17 protein-coding genes are annotated in these 16445 nt (G+C 33.6%); 12 read left to right on the top strand and 5 right to left on the bottom strand.

All coding sequences use genetic code 11. The features are described 5' to 3' along the window. The first annotated feature begins 36 nt into the window (after positions 1-36). The 3 genes from QMO11_RS17845 to QMO11_RS17835 all read left to right on the top strand — a co-directional run bounded on the left by QMO11_RS17845 (position 37) and on the right by QMO11_RS17835 (position 3372). The gene (locus QMO11_RS17845; RefSeq protein WP_282038905.1) at positions 37-1110 is read left to right on the top strand and encodes a PorP/SprF family type IX secretion system membrane protein; all 1074 of its coding nucleotides are present in this window, start codon (positions 37-39) and stop codon (positions 1108-1110) included. Positions 1111-1419: 309 nt separating this feature from the next. Next, on the top strand, positions 1420-2034 hold the full coding sequence (locus tag QMO11_RS17840) for an OmpH/Skp family outer membrane protein (RefSeq protein ID WP_282038904.1): 615 nt from the start codon (positions 1420-1422) through the stop codon (positions 2032-2034). 78 nt (positions 2035-2112) lie between these two features. Continuing rightward, positions 2113-3372, top strand: a complete 1260-nt coding sequence (locus QMO11_RS17835; RefSeq protein WP_282038903.1) for a glycosyltransferase family 2 protein — start codon at positions 2113-2115, stop codon at positions 3370-3372. 50 nt (positions 3373-3422) lie between these two features. Here the strand turns inward: QMO11_RS17835 and QMO11_RS17830 are convergent, their stop codons facing one another. The 5 genes from QMO11_RS17830 to pruA form a co-directional block, all read right to left on the bottom strand. Next, positions 3423-4472 (bottom strand): FUSC family protein, encoded by a 1050-nt coding sequence (locus QMO11_RS17830; RefSeq protein ID WP_282038901.1) that lies wholly within the window; start codon positions 4470-4472, stop codon positions 3423-3425. A gap of 174 nt (positions 4473-4646) precedes the next feature. After that, entirely contained in the window at positions 4647-5180 is a 534-nt protein-coding gene (locus QMO11_RS17825; protein ID WP_282038900.1) for a hypothetical protein, read from the bottom strand. Between the two features lie 33 nt (positions 5181-5213). Beyond that, the gene (locus QMO11_RS17820; RefSeq protein ID WP_075601900.1) at positions 5214-5537 is read right to left on the bottom strand and encodes a hypothetical protein; all 324 of its coding nucleotides are present in this window, start codon (positions 5535-5537) and stop codon (positions 5214-5216) included. A gap of 55 nt (positions 5538-5592) precedes the next feature. Continuing rightward, positions 5593-5892 (bottom strand): FtsB family cell division protein, encoded by a 300-nt coding sequence (locus tag QMO11_RS17815; protein WP_282038898.1) that lies wholly within the window; start codon positions 5890-5892, stop codon positions 5593-5595. A 154-nt stretch (positions 5893-6046) separates the two neighbouring features. Continuing rightward, entirely contained in the window at positions 6047-7678 is a 1632-nt protein-coding gene (gene pruA, locus QMO11_RS17810) for an L-glutamate gamma-semialdehyde dehydrogenase (RefSeq protein WP_282038896.1), read from the bottom strand. A gap of 307 nt (positions 7679-7985) precedes the next feature. Here pruA and QMO11_RS17805 point away from each other — a divergent pair, with 307 nt between their 5' ends. The 9 genes from QMO11_RS17805 (at position 7986) to QMO11_RS17765 (ending at position 16355) form a co-directional block, all read left to right on the top strand. Further along, positions 7986-8144 (top strand): hypothetical protein, encoded by a 159-nt coding sequence (locus tag QMO11_RS17805; RefSeq protein ID WP_282038894.1) that lies wholly within the window; start codon positions 7986-7988, stop codon positions 8142-8144. A gap of 126 nt (positions 8145-8270) precedes the next feature. Further along, entirely contained in the window at positions 8271-9116 is an 846-nt protein-coding gene (locus QMO11_RS17800) for a GLPGLI family protein (protein ID WP_282038892.1), read from the top strand. 136 nt (positions 9117-9252) lie between these two features. Next, positions 9253-11859 carry a hypothetical protein gene (locus tag QMO11_RS17795; RefSeq protein WP_282038890.1) on the top strand — a complete coding sequence of 869 codons (2607 nt, stop codon included), beginning with the start codon at positions 9253-9255 and terminating at the stop codon, positions 11857-11859. 166 nt (positions 11860-12025) lie between these two features. Continuing rightward, on the top strand, positions 12026-12238 hold the full coding sequence (locus tag QMO11_RS17790; protein WP_282038889.1) for a hypothetical protein: 213 nt from the start codon (positions 12026-12028) through the stop codon (positions 12236-12238). A 117-nt stretch (positions 12239-12355) separates the two neighbouring features. Further along, positions 12356-13684 carry a S41 family peptidase gene (locus QMO11_RS17785; protein WP_282038888.1) on the top strand — a complete coding sequence of 443 codons (1329 nt, stop codon included), beginning with the start codon at positions 12356-12358 and terminating at the stop codon, positions 13682-13684. 201 nt (positions 13685-13885) lie between these two features. After that, positions 13886-14119, top strand: a complete 234-nt coding sequence (locus tag QMO11_RS17780) for a hypothetical protein (RefSeq protein ID WP_282038887.1) — start codon at positions 13886-13888, stop codon at positions 14117-14119. A 77-nt stretch (positions 14120-14196) separates the two neighbouring features. After that, a complete protein-coding gene (locus QMO11_RS17775) occupies positions 14197-14670 on the top strand; it encodes a hypothetical protein (RefSeq protein ID WP_282038886.1) in 474 nt (157 codons plus the stop codon). Positions 14671-14932: 262 nt separating this feature from the next. Beyond that, positions 14933-15055 carry a hypothetical protein gene (locus QMO11_RS17770; protein ID WP_282038885.1) on the top strand — a complete coding sequence of 41 codons (123 nt, stop codon included), beginning with the start codon at positions 14933-14935 and terminating at the stop codon, positions 15053-15055. A gap of 109 nt (positions 15056-15164) precedes the next feature. After that, positions 15165-16355 (top strand): retropepsin-like aspartic protease, encoded by a 1191-nt coding sequence (locus QMO11_RS17765; RefSeq protein ID WP_282038884.1) that lies wholly within the window; start codon positions 15165-15167, stop codon positions 16353-16355. Positions 16356-16445: the final 90 nt, after the last annotated feature.

Here is a 16445-nt window from a genome sequence, read left to right as displayed (position 1 = left end):
AAAAATATTTTGTGATTGAATAATTCAACTTAAACTATGATGATAAAACATCAGATAAAATATTTGATACTTCTTACGCTTAGCATTTGCTTGTTTACAAGCAATGCTATGGCGCAAGATGCATCATTCTCTCAGCATTATGCTTCGCCTTTATACTTAAGTCCGTCTTTTACCGGACTTACCGATGGTAGTAGGTTAGCAATGACTTACCGCGATCAGTATCCGGGAGTTTCAGGTGTATACAAAACAATGGTATTTTCATTTGACCATTACTTTGCGGATTATAATAGTGGTGTTGGTTTACTGTATTATCGCGATGATCAAGGTGGCGGTCAAATTATTGATCAGAATGTAGGACTTACATATGCTTATGAGGTTTATGTATCGGATCAGATTATGATTCGTCCTGGTATTCAATTTAAATATGCACAGGTCGGAATTGACCCTTCAAATGCGAATCTTGGAGGGCAAATAGGTCCTGATGGAAACCCAGTGCCAGGAGCAGGTTTAGATGTTACATCTGAAATGCATAGCCATTTTGATGCGGCAGCTTCGTTAATGATATATAGTAGCTCATTTTGGGGAGGTGTAACGGTTGATCACTTAGTGAAACAAGATATTAGTTTTACCGATGAGGAATCGTTTAGAGGAATGAAGTATACTGTATTTGGTGGAGGTAAATGGATCTATAAAGAAGGTAGAAGAGGAGCTTCAGATCAAAGTGTTTCAATGGCCTTTAATTACCGTCAACAACATTCTTTTAAGCAGCTTGATATTGGGGCCTATTGGATGTATGATCCTATTGAATTAGGTTTATGGTACAGAGGTATTCCTGTGGCTAATGAAGAGTCTTTATCCAACAGAGATGCAATTGTGGCAATAATTGGGGTTAATGTAAGTAATATGCGTTTCGGTTATTCTTACGATTTAACCATATCCGATTTAGCATCAAATACTGGAGGTGCACACGAATTTTCTATCATGTATACTATCCCTGCTAGTAATAAGCCACGAATGAATAGACGAGCAGTACCATGTTCACAACCCGGTTATGGAGGCGGTGGACCATCAAGGTCAAAATACAGATCGCGTTCGCGAAGAATTTTCTAGTAATATTAGTTAAGTTTTTGTTTAGTTATTGGTTCAATAGGAATTACTCAGGCAGCTTATGCCCATTTTAACTGAAGAAAATCATAGAAAATCCTGTCAAAACATTAATTAATGTATTGATATCGTAAATTCATTGTAAAATATTTTTAAAGTATCCTTAATAATATATATTTGTTGTCCTTATTGAGAAAAATACCTTTTGAGGATCAAAAGTGTTGGTTGAACAAATATAAGCTTAGAATCTATTGGTCTTAAATACGAGAGTGTTAGACGCTATTTTTTAGGCAGATTAATGAAAAAAATAATTTTATGAAGAAACTATTACGAGTTGTAAATGTAATTGCTGTGTTAGGTTTAGTATTGGTATTATCTGTAGCGTGTAATAATACTCAATCATCATCAGGAACAGCAGCTAACACGAATGGAAGTTCTGTGGCTCAGTTAGGTTCTACATTCCCAATTGCATATATTGATACCGATAGCCTACTAAGGGCTTATGAATATGCAGTATTCTTACAAGAGGAATTGTTGAAAAAAGAAGAAAAGTCAAGAACTGATTTTAACGAGGAGGCTAAGAAATTACAATCTCAAATGAATGAATTTCAGCGTAAAGTTCAGAATAATGGATTTTTATCTAGAGAACGTGCTGAGCAGGAGCAAATGAAGTTAATGCAACGTGAGCAGGAGTTACAGGGCTTAAATAATAAGTTGTCTAACGAATTAATGGTGGAGCAAAATAGTCTTAATAGTGAATTAAGAGATAGTATCACATCATACCTTGCTGAGTTAAACAGCGATGGAAGATATAAGCTTATATTAAGTAATACATTACAAGACAATGTACTTTACAGTGTTGATGAGGTAAATATTACTCAAACCGTTATTAATGCTTTAAATGGCCGTTACGCTGCAAGCAAAAAGTAATATTGAATAAAATATATTAGATTTAAGCAGATTCTTTTAGAGTCTGCTTTTTTTATGTCAATTTTATAAAAGGATTATATGATTACTCGATATAATAAATACCTCCAAAAGCATACTAGTCTAGCTCAAGGTTTAGAGATTAAACATGCAACTTGTGCTGATATTATTGTGGTTATTCCAGTTTATTTAGAAGATAATTTAGAGGCCACATTAAGCTCCTTGATAAATACCGAGCGTGCATCAATGCAAATAGCAGTCTATTTAGTTGTAAATGCAAAACAGGGTGCAAGTGAGGATATCTTAAATCAACAAGAGGATATTTATCAATACTTGATAAAATTTGCAGCGCAACATACAGGTATCACTTTTATTCCCATACGAGCATTTGAATTGCCTGTAAAGCATTTTGGCGCTGGTTTAGCGCGTAAAATAGGAATGGATGAAGCCATACGCCATTTCAATGCGTTTAACAACGAAAATGGGGTAATTCTATCCTTAGATGCGGATTCTTTAGTTGAGGAGAATTATTTTTCGAGTGTATCCAAGTTTTTTAAGGATGATAAGAAAATAGGATGTTCTATAAATTTTGAGCACCCCTTAAATGAAGAATTGTATGGTAGTGAGCTGGTAGAAGCCATTACTCAGTATGAATTGCACCTTCGTTATTATGTAGAGGCATTAAAATATATAAACTTCCCTTATGCCTTTCATACAGTAGGTTCATGTTTTGCCGTTAAAGCGGATGCTTATGTAAAAGTAGGTGGAATGAATAGGCGCCAGGGAGGTGAGGAGTTTTACTTTATTCAGAAAATAGTACAAGTGGGCGAATACGGTAATATAAATGATACTACCGTTTATCCTTCGCCTCGCATCTCTAATCGGGTACCTTTTGGTACAGGCCCAACAGTAAAACGAATTGTTGAGGATGAGGAAGAATACTTAAGTTACAACCTACAGGCGTTTATAGATCTTAAAGTCTTGTTTGATTCAAGTGAGAAGTACTATAAAATTGATGCAGATCAATATCAGGCAGAAATATTAAACTTGCCAGGTAGAGTCCGTAGCTACCTTTTAAATAGCGACTTTTTTAGCGAGCTGGATAACTTAAACCGCAACTGCTCAAATGTAACTACGTTTACCAAAAGATTTTTTCAAATATTTAGTGCTTTTAGCATCGTTAAGTATATCAACTATACCCACGAACATTTTATTGAAAAGGTGCCAGTAAGTGATGCTGCTCTCGATTTATTAGAATTATTGGAGTACGATGCAGGTGATATTTTTGATACTGAAGAGATTCTTCACTTTTATAAAAAGCTACATAAGGGTTTGGTTTGAGTTGTCCTAAAATAGATTAACTATCTAACACAATTGAGATATCACCGAAATCAGTGGGCACTAGTATTACTTTTTACGATGCTGAGCACTTTTTTATCAAGTTCGTAAATTACCCACCCGCCTACTAAACCAATAATACAACCAATAATATTATCAAATAATCTGTCTATCATGCTAGCCGAACTAATGCCAACATCGGTGGCATTAAAGTCGGTTAGTAAAATAGTTAATGGCGTTATAAACATTACAGCCAAGCCATAGTTACGCGGTATTAGGTGCCCAATAATAAACTGAAGCGACATAATACCTACTATAATGGTCATGGGCGAACTAACATATAAGGATAACACCCATGCTATACCAACTCCAATACTTGTGCCTAAAACTCTATGTATACTGCGTATTTTCACATGCGAAAAGCTCACTCCTTGTAAAACGGTTAAGCAAGCTATGGGTACCCAATAAGGTTTATTTAAGTCAAAGTAAAAGGCCACATAAAGTGATATCGACATAAATAAACCAACCACTAAGGATTGTTTAGCATCAAAACTACTATCAAAAGCAATGTATACTTTTGAGGGGCTATCTTCTTTTGTTCTTGTAAGAATGCTATATATAAAGGCAATAATGCAAGTGCTTATGGTACCTAATGCTACTAAACCAACCATTAAAGGCATTGTATCTGCATTTATAGGTATGCACACCATTACCGATGCAGCCATTATAAAAAAGAAACTACGTGGGTTGTGTAGCTTGTAATAGTTCGATAACCAATGTACCGCCGAGGAGTATATCCCAAAAGAAAGCACAGCAGCAATACTGTTAAAACTAAAAAGTAGTCCAATTGCCACAGACACAATCATTGTAAATGAGCATAGAAACATGCATAACATTTTGTTGGCTGTTGATAACTTATTAGGGTAGTATAAGGCTACTAAGCTTGGCATAGTTGCCATTAATCCGTATTCAAACCGATCTATAAGTAAACAAATAAGTAAGGGAGTACCTATGCAGATAGCATGAAATAAAGGTAAGTGCCACTCTGATTGTGCCGGTTTTAACTCAACTAAGTTTAATAGAGTTTCTTTTTTTGTTAGCATTATTAGGTGTTTAGGGTCCTAGAATAAAGGTTTCTTCAAGGTTTTATCAAACGCAGTTTATTACCAACTTAACCACAATATTTAATACAACTTACTGTAGTTAAATTGGTATAAACCCGAATGTAAATAGATAGAACTATTTTTGTATGAGTATGGTAGACTTACTAGGTGAAACTATAAGTTATAGTCTTCAAACTGTATGGCTTTCGATTGTAATACGGTGTTAATATTGTTGATATCAATGGCATTAGTATTTAAAAAATCAGAAGGTACTACCACTATTTTAAAAACTTCAGTTCTTGAAGGTGCAAGCTCTGCAATATTAAAGTTGCCCTCTAAAAAGAAAGTAACATCAAAAATATCATCAAGATCCCCATCGTAACTGCTGTTAAAAACATAGTTGTATATTAATATTCTACCACCATCTAAAAAAGTGGTTCTAGGTAAAGGGCTCCAAATATCCTCACCATTACTATGGTTTTCTAGCCTATAAGCAAGTACAGCATCCGATTCAAAAGGTCTGAACCCATTTTCGGCAAAATCAAAAACAAATGAATAGCCATTTTCTGGAGTAAATCGTCCTTCGGTTTCAAATGTTGTTCCAACAAAAACATTGTCATCATTACTCGGAGGAGAATCGATAGAATCGGAGCAAGAGCTCAGAATTAGCAAAAAGCCAATTAAAAAAGTACTTATTTTATACATCATGTGTTATATTATCTATGTGTGTTGTGTGAGAAATTAACGGGTAAATTTTCTGAAACTTACATATAAATCGAGAGTTGCAGTAATGAGAACCCCAATAATCCAATAGCCTTTGTTTAAAAAAATGCCAATGGTAGCAGCCAATAGCGCCAAGGCACTCACCACTAAAATGCTATGTAAGCGTCTGTTTTCAAATTTACCATTTAGCATATTGTATAATCTAACCCCTAAAAACGGAATTAAACCTAGTGCAAGTATATAGGCAGCATATTCAACATCGTTAAGCTGAAATAAAATGCCAATTACAATCAATGCCATGCCAATATAATAGCTAATGGTAAGTGTTTTTATTAAGTTCATTATATGATTAATTTATTTTTTGAATCAAGGTAAGTCAGAGGTAAAGTACTTTAGTTTACTTTTCAATAATCACGAAAATATCTTCGTTTTTCTTTTTCATTAAGTATTGCTCACGGGCAAATTTTTCAAGGCTTTCAGCATTCTCCTGAATCTCGTGTAGCTTTCGTTGGTTTTGCTCAATCTCCACTATATAATGCTCCTTTTGCTGCTCCAATTCAGCAATTCTTCTCGATAATTTATATTTGTGCAAAAGGTTATTTGCATCAAAAAAACCGAGCCACACAATAAATACCACAAAGCTAATTATGTATTTATTTCGCAGGTAAGGAGGAATATTTACTTTGGGTAATTGCATAAACTAAAATATGGCTCAAAGTTAATATTTTTGCAATACTATTTTCTAGCCTCGTAAAAAAAATAAGCGCCTACCTATCTGTTAGGTAAGCGCTACTTCTATTTCTTTAATGGTATCATTAACAATTGATAATTAACCATTCATAATTATGCTACTATTCTTTATCCAAAAATGGGTATTTAAAATCGTGAGCAGGCACAAAAGTTTCTTTTATGGTACGCGGACTTACCCAACGCATCAAGTTACTTGCCGAACCGGCCTTATCGTTAGTTCCCGATCCTCGTCCACCACCAAATGGTTGCTGACCAACAACAGCACCGGTAGGTTTATCGTTTATATAAAAGTTACCCGCAGCATTGCTCAATCTTTTGGTAGCCAATTCAGCAGCATATCTATCTTGCGAGAATATCGCTCCTGTTAAAGCATACATTGATGTGCTATCCAATATGTCCATGGTTTCTTCAAATTTGTTATCCTCATAAACATACATGGTAACTACAGGGCCAAACAATTCTTCCTCCATGGTTGCATATCGTGGGTTAGTAGTAAGAATTACCGTTGGCTCAATGAAGTAACCTTTCGATTTATCGTAATTACCACCTGCAATTATTCGTGCTTCACTGCTAGCTTTGGCAGCATCAATGGCAGCGGCTAATTTATCAAACGATGCTTCATCAATAACTGCATTTATAAAGTTGCCAAAATCGGTAGGATCACCCATTTTCATTTCGGCCATCTGCGCAAGCATAGGAGCAACAATCTCTTCACTTCTGCTTTCAGGAATATATACTCTTGAAGCAGCAGAACATTTCTGTCCTTGATACTCAAAACCACCTCTTACAATTCCGGTAGCAACCGCTAAGGCATCGCACGATTTGTGTGCAATAATAAAGTCTTTACCACCTGTTTCGCCAACAATACGCGGATACGATTTATAGTTGTGGATATTCTCACCAATGGTTTTCCAAATGTTTTGAAATACCTTGGTTGAACCCGTAAAGTGTATGCCCGCAAAATCGGGGTGCGATAATACTTCTTGAGCTACAACCGGACCTGATGCGTAAACCAAGTTGATAACACCATCAGGAACACCTGCTTTTATAAAAATCTCCATTAAAACCTGCGCTGAATAAACAGCAGTTTTCGATGGTTTCCAAACCACAGTATTTCCCATTAGGGCAGGGGCCATTGGTAAGTTACCCGCAATTGAGGTAAAGTTGAATGGGGTAAGTGCAAATACAAAACCTTCTAATGGACGATACTCCACACGGTTCCACATGCCCGGTGCCGATTCTGGTTGTTCGGCATAAATATCAGTCATGTACTGCACGTTAAATCTTAAAAAATCAGCATACTCACAAGCGGCATCAATCTCGGCTTGATAAGCATTTTTACTTTGACCTAACATGGTAGCTGCATTAATCTTAGCACGGTAAGGGCCTGCAACTAGGTCTGCAGCTTTTAAAAATATAGCCGCTCTATGTTCCCAACTTAATTTAGTCCAGGCGTCTTTTGCTTTCAGTGCAGCATCAATGGCCATGTGTACATGCGTTTCATCGCCTTGGTGATAATAACCTAAACAGTGGCTGTGTTTATGTGGTGGGTGAATTGATATTTTATTGTCAGTGCGTACTTCCTTGCCGCCAATATACATAGGTATATCTAACTCAACATTCATTAGTGTACCTAAAGCTTTTTTTAATTCAGCTCTTTCAGTAGTATCCGGAGCATAGCTTAAAACTGGTTCATTTTCGGCAATGGGTACATTAAAAATTCCTTTGGGCATAATTTTATGTTTTTAAGTTATTATTTGTTCTGTTGATATCAGTTAAAATCACATCTTCCAAATTTACAAGAAGATGGCTGCTTTTTGGCTGAAATTCGTCAGTGTTTTGAGCATGAAGTATATGAGATTAATCAGTGATTTCGTTTGTGTAGAATCATTTTAAATAAATAATTCTTATGCTCACTCCGAAAAAATCGGAGTGGCGTTTTATAGTATTGCATTGCAATTTTACTTGACTGGCCAGAAGTGAATTTGCCCCGGATGCAGAAAAGGGAATGAGTAGGTGTTTAACTTAAATTTTAATAATATGAAAAAATACTTATTAATGTTAGTTTGTTTATTTGCAGTTGTTTCTTATACATATGCAAAAAATGATGTGGTTGTTGTAGATTGCGGTGGTGGTAATATACATAATCTACCTTCGTATGTAGATTTTGAAGATGCATATGATGCTCTCTGTGGATAAATAATAGCAGCTTTAGGTAAAGTTGTATGACGGCTTTACCTACTTTTTAGGATTAATATATACTACTTTTCTTTGTCCTTTTTGTATAGAATTAGAATAATTAAACACCGAAATAAAATATTATTTATGAAAAAAATAACCATTTTATTATCACTAATGTTGCCAGTACTATTAAATGCGGCGTATAAACCTACTTTGTCACCTGTAGATACTGTTCAATATTTAGCTACATATAAATATGATTATCAAGAAGATTCAACTTCAGCTCTTTATAAAGGAAACGCCTATATGTGCTTGCAAATTGGGAATCGATTATGCCGTTTCGCAGCGCGCAGTCGAATAACTACAGATTCGATTCATGTAGCATTAAAAAATACAGATAGTAACCTTCGAAACTCAAGCGTTCAAAAAGCTTTTGTAAATGATTTTGCATCAACGTATTTTGCAAGATATTCCATATTTAGTGGATTGAATGTTAAATCCATAGACTTTTATGAAGGAACTTATAAACCTTATCACTTTTATGAAGAAACTTGTTTCAATTGGAATTTTGTAGCCGATTCTGACACCACAATAGCTGGTTACCTTTGTAAAAAAGCGTTAACATCCTACCGAGGGCGTAATTTCGAAGCTTGGTACACATTAGAAATTCCATTTAGTAAGGGACCTTTTAAATTTAATGGCTTACCAGGTTTAATAGTAAAAATAAAAGATACTAAAGAAGAGCACGTATTTGAGCTTAGCTCATTTAAAAAGGTAAATTACGAAAGTCTTATATACACTGTAGATTATAAAAAAAGCAATTTGCCCTTAACCGAAATTGAAGCAGATGATTATTTTAAATTAAAAAGAAACATTCAGTTGGAGCGCTTAGGAATATTTGGAAACCCTGATATTAAGCTTGATCCTGAAAAATTAGATGAAGTGAGTCAAAAAATTCTGAGGCGAAATAACCAAATAGATAAATACTGATTAGCTTTATAAGCTTTGTCTCATTAGAGAGTGCGTGGCCTAATAAGTAAACAAAAAATAAATTGGGATTACCCATAGTTTCACAAAAGAACTTTTATCTATAAGTATTAAAATACTTGTTTTTTTAGTTTAATTTATGCGAATACAACTCACCTTAATCCTACTATTTATTTTGCCAAATATTTTTGCTCAGCAAAGAATTGTCGGTAAACTAACGCATTCTTCAGAAACTCCTGAGGGAGTAAGTGTTATTTTGAGCAATAGTAGCGATAAAAGTAATCTTATCGCATATTCTTTTTCAAATAATAAAGGAGAATTTGAATTAGAGTATTCAAGCCTAGACGATTCGCTGGTAATTGCCACGAGATCGCTAAACTATAAAGATACTGTTATTACTATCGAAAATACGAGTCAATACATACTATTGGCATTAATGCACGATTTTAAACTCTTGAAAGAGGTCGATGTTAGCGGAGCTCCAATTATAGCTAAAGTTGATACCACTGTGTATACGGTGGCTAATTTTGCCACAAAAGATAACCAGTCAATAGGAGATGTAATAGCTAATATGCCTGGTTTTACTATTGATTCTAATGGTAAGCTGAGTTATATGGGCAAGGATATCGATAAGTATTATATTGAAGGGCTCGACTTGCTAGAAGGAAGGTATACAATTGCTAATAAAAATTTGTCGCATACAGATGTTAGATCTGTAGAGGTTTTGCATAACCATCAGCCCATAAAAATGCTTCGTAAAAAAGTATTTAGTGATGAAACCTCTGTAAATATTAAGCTTAAAAATAAAAATACTTTTAGTTTTAGAGCAAAAGGAGCCATTGGCGCAAAAGACCTTTTGTATAACATTAATCTATCTCCTATGATGTTTTCGCCAAATCATCAAAATATTTCAAGTTTTCAGTGGAATAACATAGGGGATGATTTATATACCCAATTTAAACCATTCACTTATGGCGACGCGCAGCTTGAAAAAAGTAACAATAATTTATCCGCATTAGTTGGTATACCATCATTAGCCCCTAATATCACCGATAACAAGCAGCGTGTGTATTTTAATAATAGTAAGTTGGTAAGCGTTAATGATCTTGTGAAGATAAGTGATAGCAAAATACTAAAGGTAAATGTTGCTTATTATAATGATCTCGCCAATGAGAACTCTCAACTACAAACTACCTTTTATAACCCTACAGATACTAACTATGTTAATGAGCTTAGTTCAAATACCTTTCAAAAGAGTAATTTACTAGCTGACCTAATTTGTACGGTTAATGCTGATGAAAAGTATTTGAATAATCAATTGCGAGTTGAAGGCAATTGGGATGAGGGAGAAAATACCATAAGTAACCAGCAGATACAACAACAGGTGTTAAATCCATCATATTCTGTAGCCAATGAATTAGATGTGTTAAGGGAGTTTAGTGGATTCTTTTTAGAATTGAATGGTTTTGTTGATTATGATAAGCTTCCTCAAAGTTTGAATATTCATCCTGGAGTTATAAGTGATACTGCTTTTGCAACAAAACAGTTATGGGAACAAGAGCAGCTTAAGCTAAAAATTAAATCCTCAGTAAATGTTATTAAAAATTATTGGACCTTCAAAACAGAATTAGGCGCTGATTGGTTAAATAGTGAGTTAGCAAGTTTTATTGAAGAAGATAAGTTGTTTGTAAATGTTGACAGCTTGCAAAATAAATTAAAATGGCAAGCGTCAAAAGCAAGTATTAACGAAGGGGTATCATTTGAAAAAAATGGTTTGGTATTTAGAGCAAACTTACCTTTAAATTTATACCATTATAATGTAAATGACGAGGTTCATTCAGCAGATACAACATTTTCCCAATTATTTTTTGCACCAAGTTTTTTTGTTAGGTATAAGATTGGTAGTTATTGGGAAATAAACATGAACGCTAACTTAAACAATAGCTTTGGAAATGTAGAACAAACTACTCAGGGATATGCCATACAAAATTACAGAACTATATCACGAGGAGTAAATACCTTGCCCGAATATAACAAGCAGTTTTACCGCATTTTTATGCAATATAAAAATCCATTAGCAGGTTGGCTTTTTAATATGCAATACAATAAGTCTGTTAATTTAAGTAATGTGGTTATGAATAGTAAAAGCATAGGGAATGGTGTATATGAGCAAACTGCTTCTTATTTAGATAATACAAAAAGAACGGATTATGCGGCTGTTGAGGGTACTTATTATTTATCTAAAATAAGATCTACCATTGGTATGAAAGCTACTTACCATACAAGCAAATGGCAGTACATATTAAATAACGAGCTCAATGATAGCGAGCTTAAACAACCTAGTTTCCATGCCAATATTATTTATGCTCATTTTAAGTTTTTTAAATTAAAATACAATTGTAGTATTAGCTATACTCAGCAAAAAACACCTCAATCTAATATTGAACTTTGGCAACACAAGCATAATATGGGATTGTTTTTTTATATTAATCCCAAGCACTGGCTAAGCTACAGTAGTGAGTATGATGTAAATAGTGATAACAAAACTAATGCACAGGCTTTATTTGGCGATTTAACTTATGCTTATAAAAATTCCGAAAAGAAAATTAATTACAAGATAAAATTACGCAATATATTTAATGCTTCGGTTTATAACCAATTTACCTATTCAGATATTTCTACTATTAAAAACTCTTATGTACTTCGACCAAGAGAAATAATATTATTTATCTCATATAAATTTTAAACAATATATAAGTCTATATTAAAAAGAGGGTAGAATACGGAATATTACCTTCACAAAGGTCTATATTATTGGGCAGGTTATAATTCCGGTAAATAAAGCAGGTAAGTTAAACCAAAAGCAAAAAGTAAATTTAAAGTTTACTGATTTTCCTTATCGCGAATATGGAATGGTTAATGCTAGCTTAGATGCCATATCAGAAGTGCCCGATTCGGCTTATGTGGGTACTGTATTTTTAAACGATTCGTTAATATCTAATTATGGCACCATTCTTCCGTTCAAGCAAAATATGCAAGGAATAGCTGAAATAATTACTGAAGATATTAGTGTTGCTGAGCGTATGGTATACCCTTTAAAAGCCATATTAAAGGAGCGCCTTTGATAAAGATCGTAATTGATTTATAATAATAACTTTGTAAAGTAAAAGTATATGATATTTTTTAGCAGTTTGAGAGTAAGGGTTATTTACATTTTCCTATTTCTTATTATAAATAATGTGATGGTAGAGAGTCAAAAATTATTAGATAAGAGCAAGGCTATTGATGATATCTGGTATCTGAAAGGGGTTCTAGAGGAGGTTCATCCTAATTTATATTTTAATCAAAGTGAGGAGCAATTTTTAGCCTGCTTATCGGAACTGATCGATAAGCTCCCAACTCAAGTAACGTCAGATTCGTTAAGTCAGCTATTATCCCCAATAATTAATAATTTTTATGATGGGCACACCGGAATTTGGTCAAGCCCTAAAAAGAAGAATGTTATAGCGGATAGTTATTTTCCCCTTAAGGTTGATTTGTCATCTTATACCGTTTGTTGTGATAACAAGCTAGGGGTAGAACCGGGATCTAAAATTATTAGTATAAATGGTAAGGATATAGATGAAATAGTAAAAACAATGTTACCTTATGTGACAGGAGAAAAAGAATATTACAAATTAGCAAAGCTTGAATTTGAGTTACCTATATATTTATGGGAAGTATATGGCATGCAAGGCGATTTTGAACTACAGTATTCGTATGAAGGTATAATTTATAATAGGGTGATAAAAGGTAAGCAATCCAAAACATTTTATAAAAAATATGATGGTATTGAGGCAGAGTTTACCATTATTAATGAGGAAGATAGTCAATACGCTTATTTAAATCTGAGCATGTTTGGATATTCAAAAGATTATTTAAAGTTTTTTGAAGAGTGCTTTACCACAATAAAGGCGAACGAAATAGATAAATTAATAATAGATATACGAGATAATCCTGGTGGAAATACTTTTGTATCCAATCAACTATTGCAATATATCTCACAAAAGGATTACATATCTTATCAGTCCATTTTAGTAAAGTACTCGAAATCGAGCAGGCATTTTTATCGCCAGTATGCCCTAAAAAAAACATATTTGTATCCTTTTGTAATGATGTCAAAAATAGGCTGGAAGGCAGATGGAATTATTGAGAAACAAGGGATACAAAATAAGATTACTCTTGAAGACGACCTAAGATTTAACGGTCAAGTATTTCTAATCACTTCAAATTATTGTTACTCTACAGCTGATGATTTCTCTAGGGCTTTTAAATACAATAAAATGGGCACTATCATAGGTGAAGAGACAGGAGGTATGAGAGACTCGTACGGGGATTGTATTATTTTTAAACTCCCAAACTCAAAAATTGAATGTGGCTGTTCGAGCAAGTATTTCAAAGGTTTATATTTGGGTGATACTTTTATGGATGGAGTTAAGCCTGATTATTATTTAAAATGTAAGTATGCTACTAAAAATGACATTGTTATATTTATTGATGAAAAATTTAAGAGGATAAAACAACACCTCTGATAAATGAACATAAAATCAGGATTAATTATTTTGATAATACTTAACAAAATATTATTATTGTGTTGCTTTACCAAACTAAACCAACTGTAGCCCAATTCTTTTGGTACCTAATGCCAATTATATTTCAGTTCACTTAGTAAAAGTAAAGTTAATGCTATGCCAGTGCTAGCTCAATAATTGATTTTATTAAACTTTAACGAAATGAATTTTATACAAAGAACTGCCCTATTAGAACGTATGCATCACCTAATACGACTAAACGCCACAGGATCACCCAAACAATTTGCGCATACCATGGGCATAAGCGAGAGCTCTCTTTACGAACTGCTAAAAATAGCAAAAGAACTGGGGGCAGATATTGAATTTTGTAATACGCGAGATAGTTACATCTATAAACTACCCGTTGAACTCCAATTTGGTTATACTCTGATTTAGATATTTTTTTCACTCCGGAAAAATCGGAGTAAGATTTACTATTCTTGTGAGTATTATAAACTCTTAAATTTTAAAATATGCAAGAAAATAATTTTGAACTAGTATTAACAGACGAAGAACAAACTGCTATTGACGATGCTATAGGGGTGTTGGAATCTACATTATTACCAAAGCTCATAGTGCTTGATAAAAGCGAGAAATCAGACTTATTACGCATGGGCGACAAATCGGTAGCCTTTGTTGATAAAAGTTTAGAAGTAGCCAAGCTAGATGCACCTTTATTAAGTGCATTTGTAAATGTTGCGGCCATGAGTAAAGATGTGGATGCCCTTAGCACATTACGTACTTATGCTTTTCAGCTTGATAAAATAGTTGGTGCAATAAACGATAGTAAAGCATTGGCAGGACATGAGGCCTATAACGCATCTTTAATGGTATATAGCCTAATGAAAAACGCTGCTAGCATGGGCCACCCTGGAGCCAAAGAAAAAGTGAATGAGTTAAAGAAGCGATTTCCGCGTACACGATCAAAAACATCTATAGTTGAATAAGCATATGTTGTTTTTGAGTTATACCAAATGTATTGTTAAATGATTGATAAGAAATTGAATAATTTAAAGCTTCTGCAATGAAGTTGTTTAAAGTTGTCTGGAAATTTCGAGAGTGACATATTGTTTTTCAGTGACAAGGCTTATTTTTTCTTGCATAGCCTTAGCTACGGAATAAAAATTAGCTGAAGTCAATAAAATCAAGATGTTACTCGCAGTTTTTCAGCACGACTTTAAACAACTTCTATGATTAAAACTTAATGTTATGAAAACTTTAGAAGCTAAAGAAATGAGTGAAGTTAAAGGCGGTGATAGAGCAAGACGCAGACAAAGAAGGCAAAACCGAAAAAATGGTTTAGGTAAAGGAGGGAGCAAACGTTATCAGTAGGTTTATAGAGGGTACAACTATGTGCCCTCTTTTTAATAAATACAATAAGAACTTTATGTTAAAGAAAACAAATACATTGTTATTACTCATTTGTATAAACATTAGTGTTGTGCAAACTATTAAAGCTCAGCAGAGAGGTTTAATTAATGTCAATGATGATTTTGTTGAGGAAGTGAAATTTTCGGTGGACGAAAAGATGATTTACCTGCTTGATATTACGGTAAATGGAATGTTGATAAAGGGAAAATTCTTATTTGATAATGGATGCAGAGAATCGTTCATTACAGAAAGTTTAGCTAGTCAATTACAGTTAAGAAACTATAGGTATAAGAATGTATTAGATATATATGGGGGTAAAAAAAAGTTACCATATTCTCGACTTAATTATGTGATTTCAGGCGTAGAATTTCCAAAAGTTAAGACAACTGTTCTCTCCGATGCTTCTCTAGGTTGTAATGTGCATGGAATAATAGGTAGAAACTTGTTACAGAAGTGTATATGGAGTATTTCTTTAAAGAAGGGAATATCCATGTCGAACAAATCAAGTCATTATAACCTACAGGACTTTTATAAACAAGAATTGCTATTAGGCACTGGAGTTAAAACAAATTTTTTACATGGTGACAGTACGGTTTCTTGTTTCTTTGATTTAGGAGCACAAACACTTATTACCATAAATAACGATAGTACTAATAATGTTGGGGTAATTAAAGAAAATGAAATTTCTTGTTTTAACACAAGGTGGGAAACTATTTTCGGGTCTTATCGGGTAGAACAAGATTCTATAATTACCACAACTGATCAATTGTTAATTGGTGGTGTAAATTTATTAAACGACCCAATTGGAATAAAATATCCTATCGTTGATGTTGATAGAGATATAGGAGAAATGCCCATTGTTGGATGTGTGATATTGGACTACTATGATGTAATATTAGATACAAAAGGTGAGGAGATTTATTTTAAGAATATTAAAAGTAGTTACGAGCAGTATTTTACTTTAGGATTTAGCGTCGAAATAAAAGAGCAGAGTGTTTATATTGCTTACTTGGTAAATGACTCTCCTGCATATAAAGCAGGGCTACAAGTGAGTGATCAAATAGAAGAAATAAATGGTAAAAGAATAACAGAAATATTAACTAAAACCCTAAAGTGTGATTACGATAAAAAAATACTTTCCGAACTGGTAAAGGAACTTGTAACGACGATTAAAGTATCTCGATTAGCAGAGCCATTATATATTAAAAAAGATTATCCATTCACTTTAGATAATAAAATAGAGTGTAATCGTTATGAATAATATTCAGTAGGGTCCCAGATTCAAGAACCTAGCGCAACAAATTAATATTTTAAATTTGTTGTTATGAATGGAAAAAACTACACACGTCTC

The organism is Saccharicrinis aurantiacus (genome assembly GCF_947489045.1).
Taxonomy (GTDB): domain Bacteria; phylum Bacteroidota; class Bacteroidia; order Bacteroidales; family Marinilabiliaceae; genus Saccharicrinis; species Saccharicrinis aurantiacus.
This window is presented reverse-complemented; position numbering and strand designations above follow the sequence as displayed.

Coding starts and splice junctions, on each gene's coding strand:
- QMO11_RS17845 (WP_282038905.1), top strand. CDS start 37: ATGATGATAAAACATCAGATAAAATATTTGATACTTCTTACGCTTAGC.
- QMO11_RS17840 (WP_282038904.1), top strand. CDS start 1,420: ATGAAGAAACTATTACGAGTTGTAAATGTAATTGCTGTGTTAGGTTTA.
- QMO11_RS17835 (WP_282038903.1), top strand. CDS start 2,113: ATGATTACTCGATATAATAAATACCTCCAAAAGCATACTAGTCTAGCT.
- QMO11_RS17830 (WP_282038901.1), bottom strand. CDS start 4,472: ATGCTAACAAAAAAAGAAACTCTATTAAACTTAGTTGAGTTAAAACCG.
- QMO11_RS17825 (WP_282038900.1), bottom strand. CDS start 5,180: ATGATGTATAAAATAAGTACTTTTTTAATTGGCTTTTTGCTAATTCTG.
- QMO11_RS17820 (WP_075601900.1), bottom strand. CDS start 5,537: ATGAACTTAATAAAAACACTTACCATTAGCTATTATATTGGCATGGCA.
- QMO11_RS17815 (WP_282038898.1), bottom strand. CDS start 5,892: ATGCAATTACCCAAAGTAAATATTCCTCCTTACCTGCGAAATAAATAC.
- pruA (WP_282038896.1), bottom strand. CDS start 7,678: ATGCCCAAAGGAATTTTTAATGTACCCATTGCCGAAAATGAACCAGTT.
- QMO11_RS17805 (WP_282038894.1), top strand. CDS start 7,986: ATGAAAAAATACTTATTAATGTTAGTTTGTTTATTTGCAGTTGTTTCT.
- QMO11_RS17800 (WP_282038892.1), top strand. CDS start 8,271: ATGAAAAAAATAACCATTTTATTATCACTAATGTTGCCAGTACTATTA.
- QMO11_RS17795 (WP_282038890.1), top strand. CDS start 9,253: ATGCGAATACAACTCACCTTAATCCTACTATTTATTTTGCCAAATATT.
- QMO11_RS17790 (WP_282038889.1), top strand. CDS start 12,026: ATGGTTAATGCTAGCTTAGATGCCATATCAGAAGTGCCCGATTCGGCT.
- QMO11_RS17785 (WP_282038888.1), top strand. CDS start 12,356: ATGGTAGAGAGTCAAAAATTATTAGATAAGAGCAAGGCTATTGATGAT.
- QMO11_RS17780 (WP_282038887.1), top strand. CDS start 13,886: ATGAATTTTATACAAAGAACTGCCCTATTAGAACGTATGCATCACCTA.
- QMO11_RS17775 (WP_282038886.1), top strand. CDS start 14,197: ATGCAAGAAAATAATTTTGAACTAGTATTAACAGACGAAGAACAAACT.
- QMO11_RS17770 (WP_282038885.1), top strand. CDS start 14,933: ATGAAAACTTTAGAAGCTAAAGAAATGAGTGAAGTTAAAGGCGGTGAT.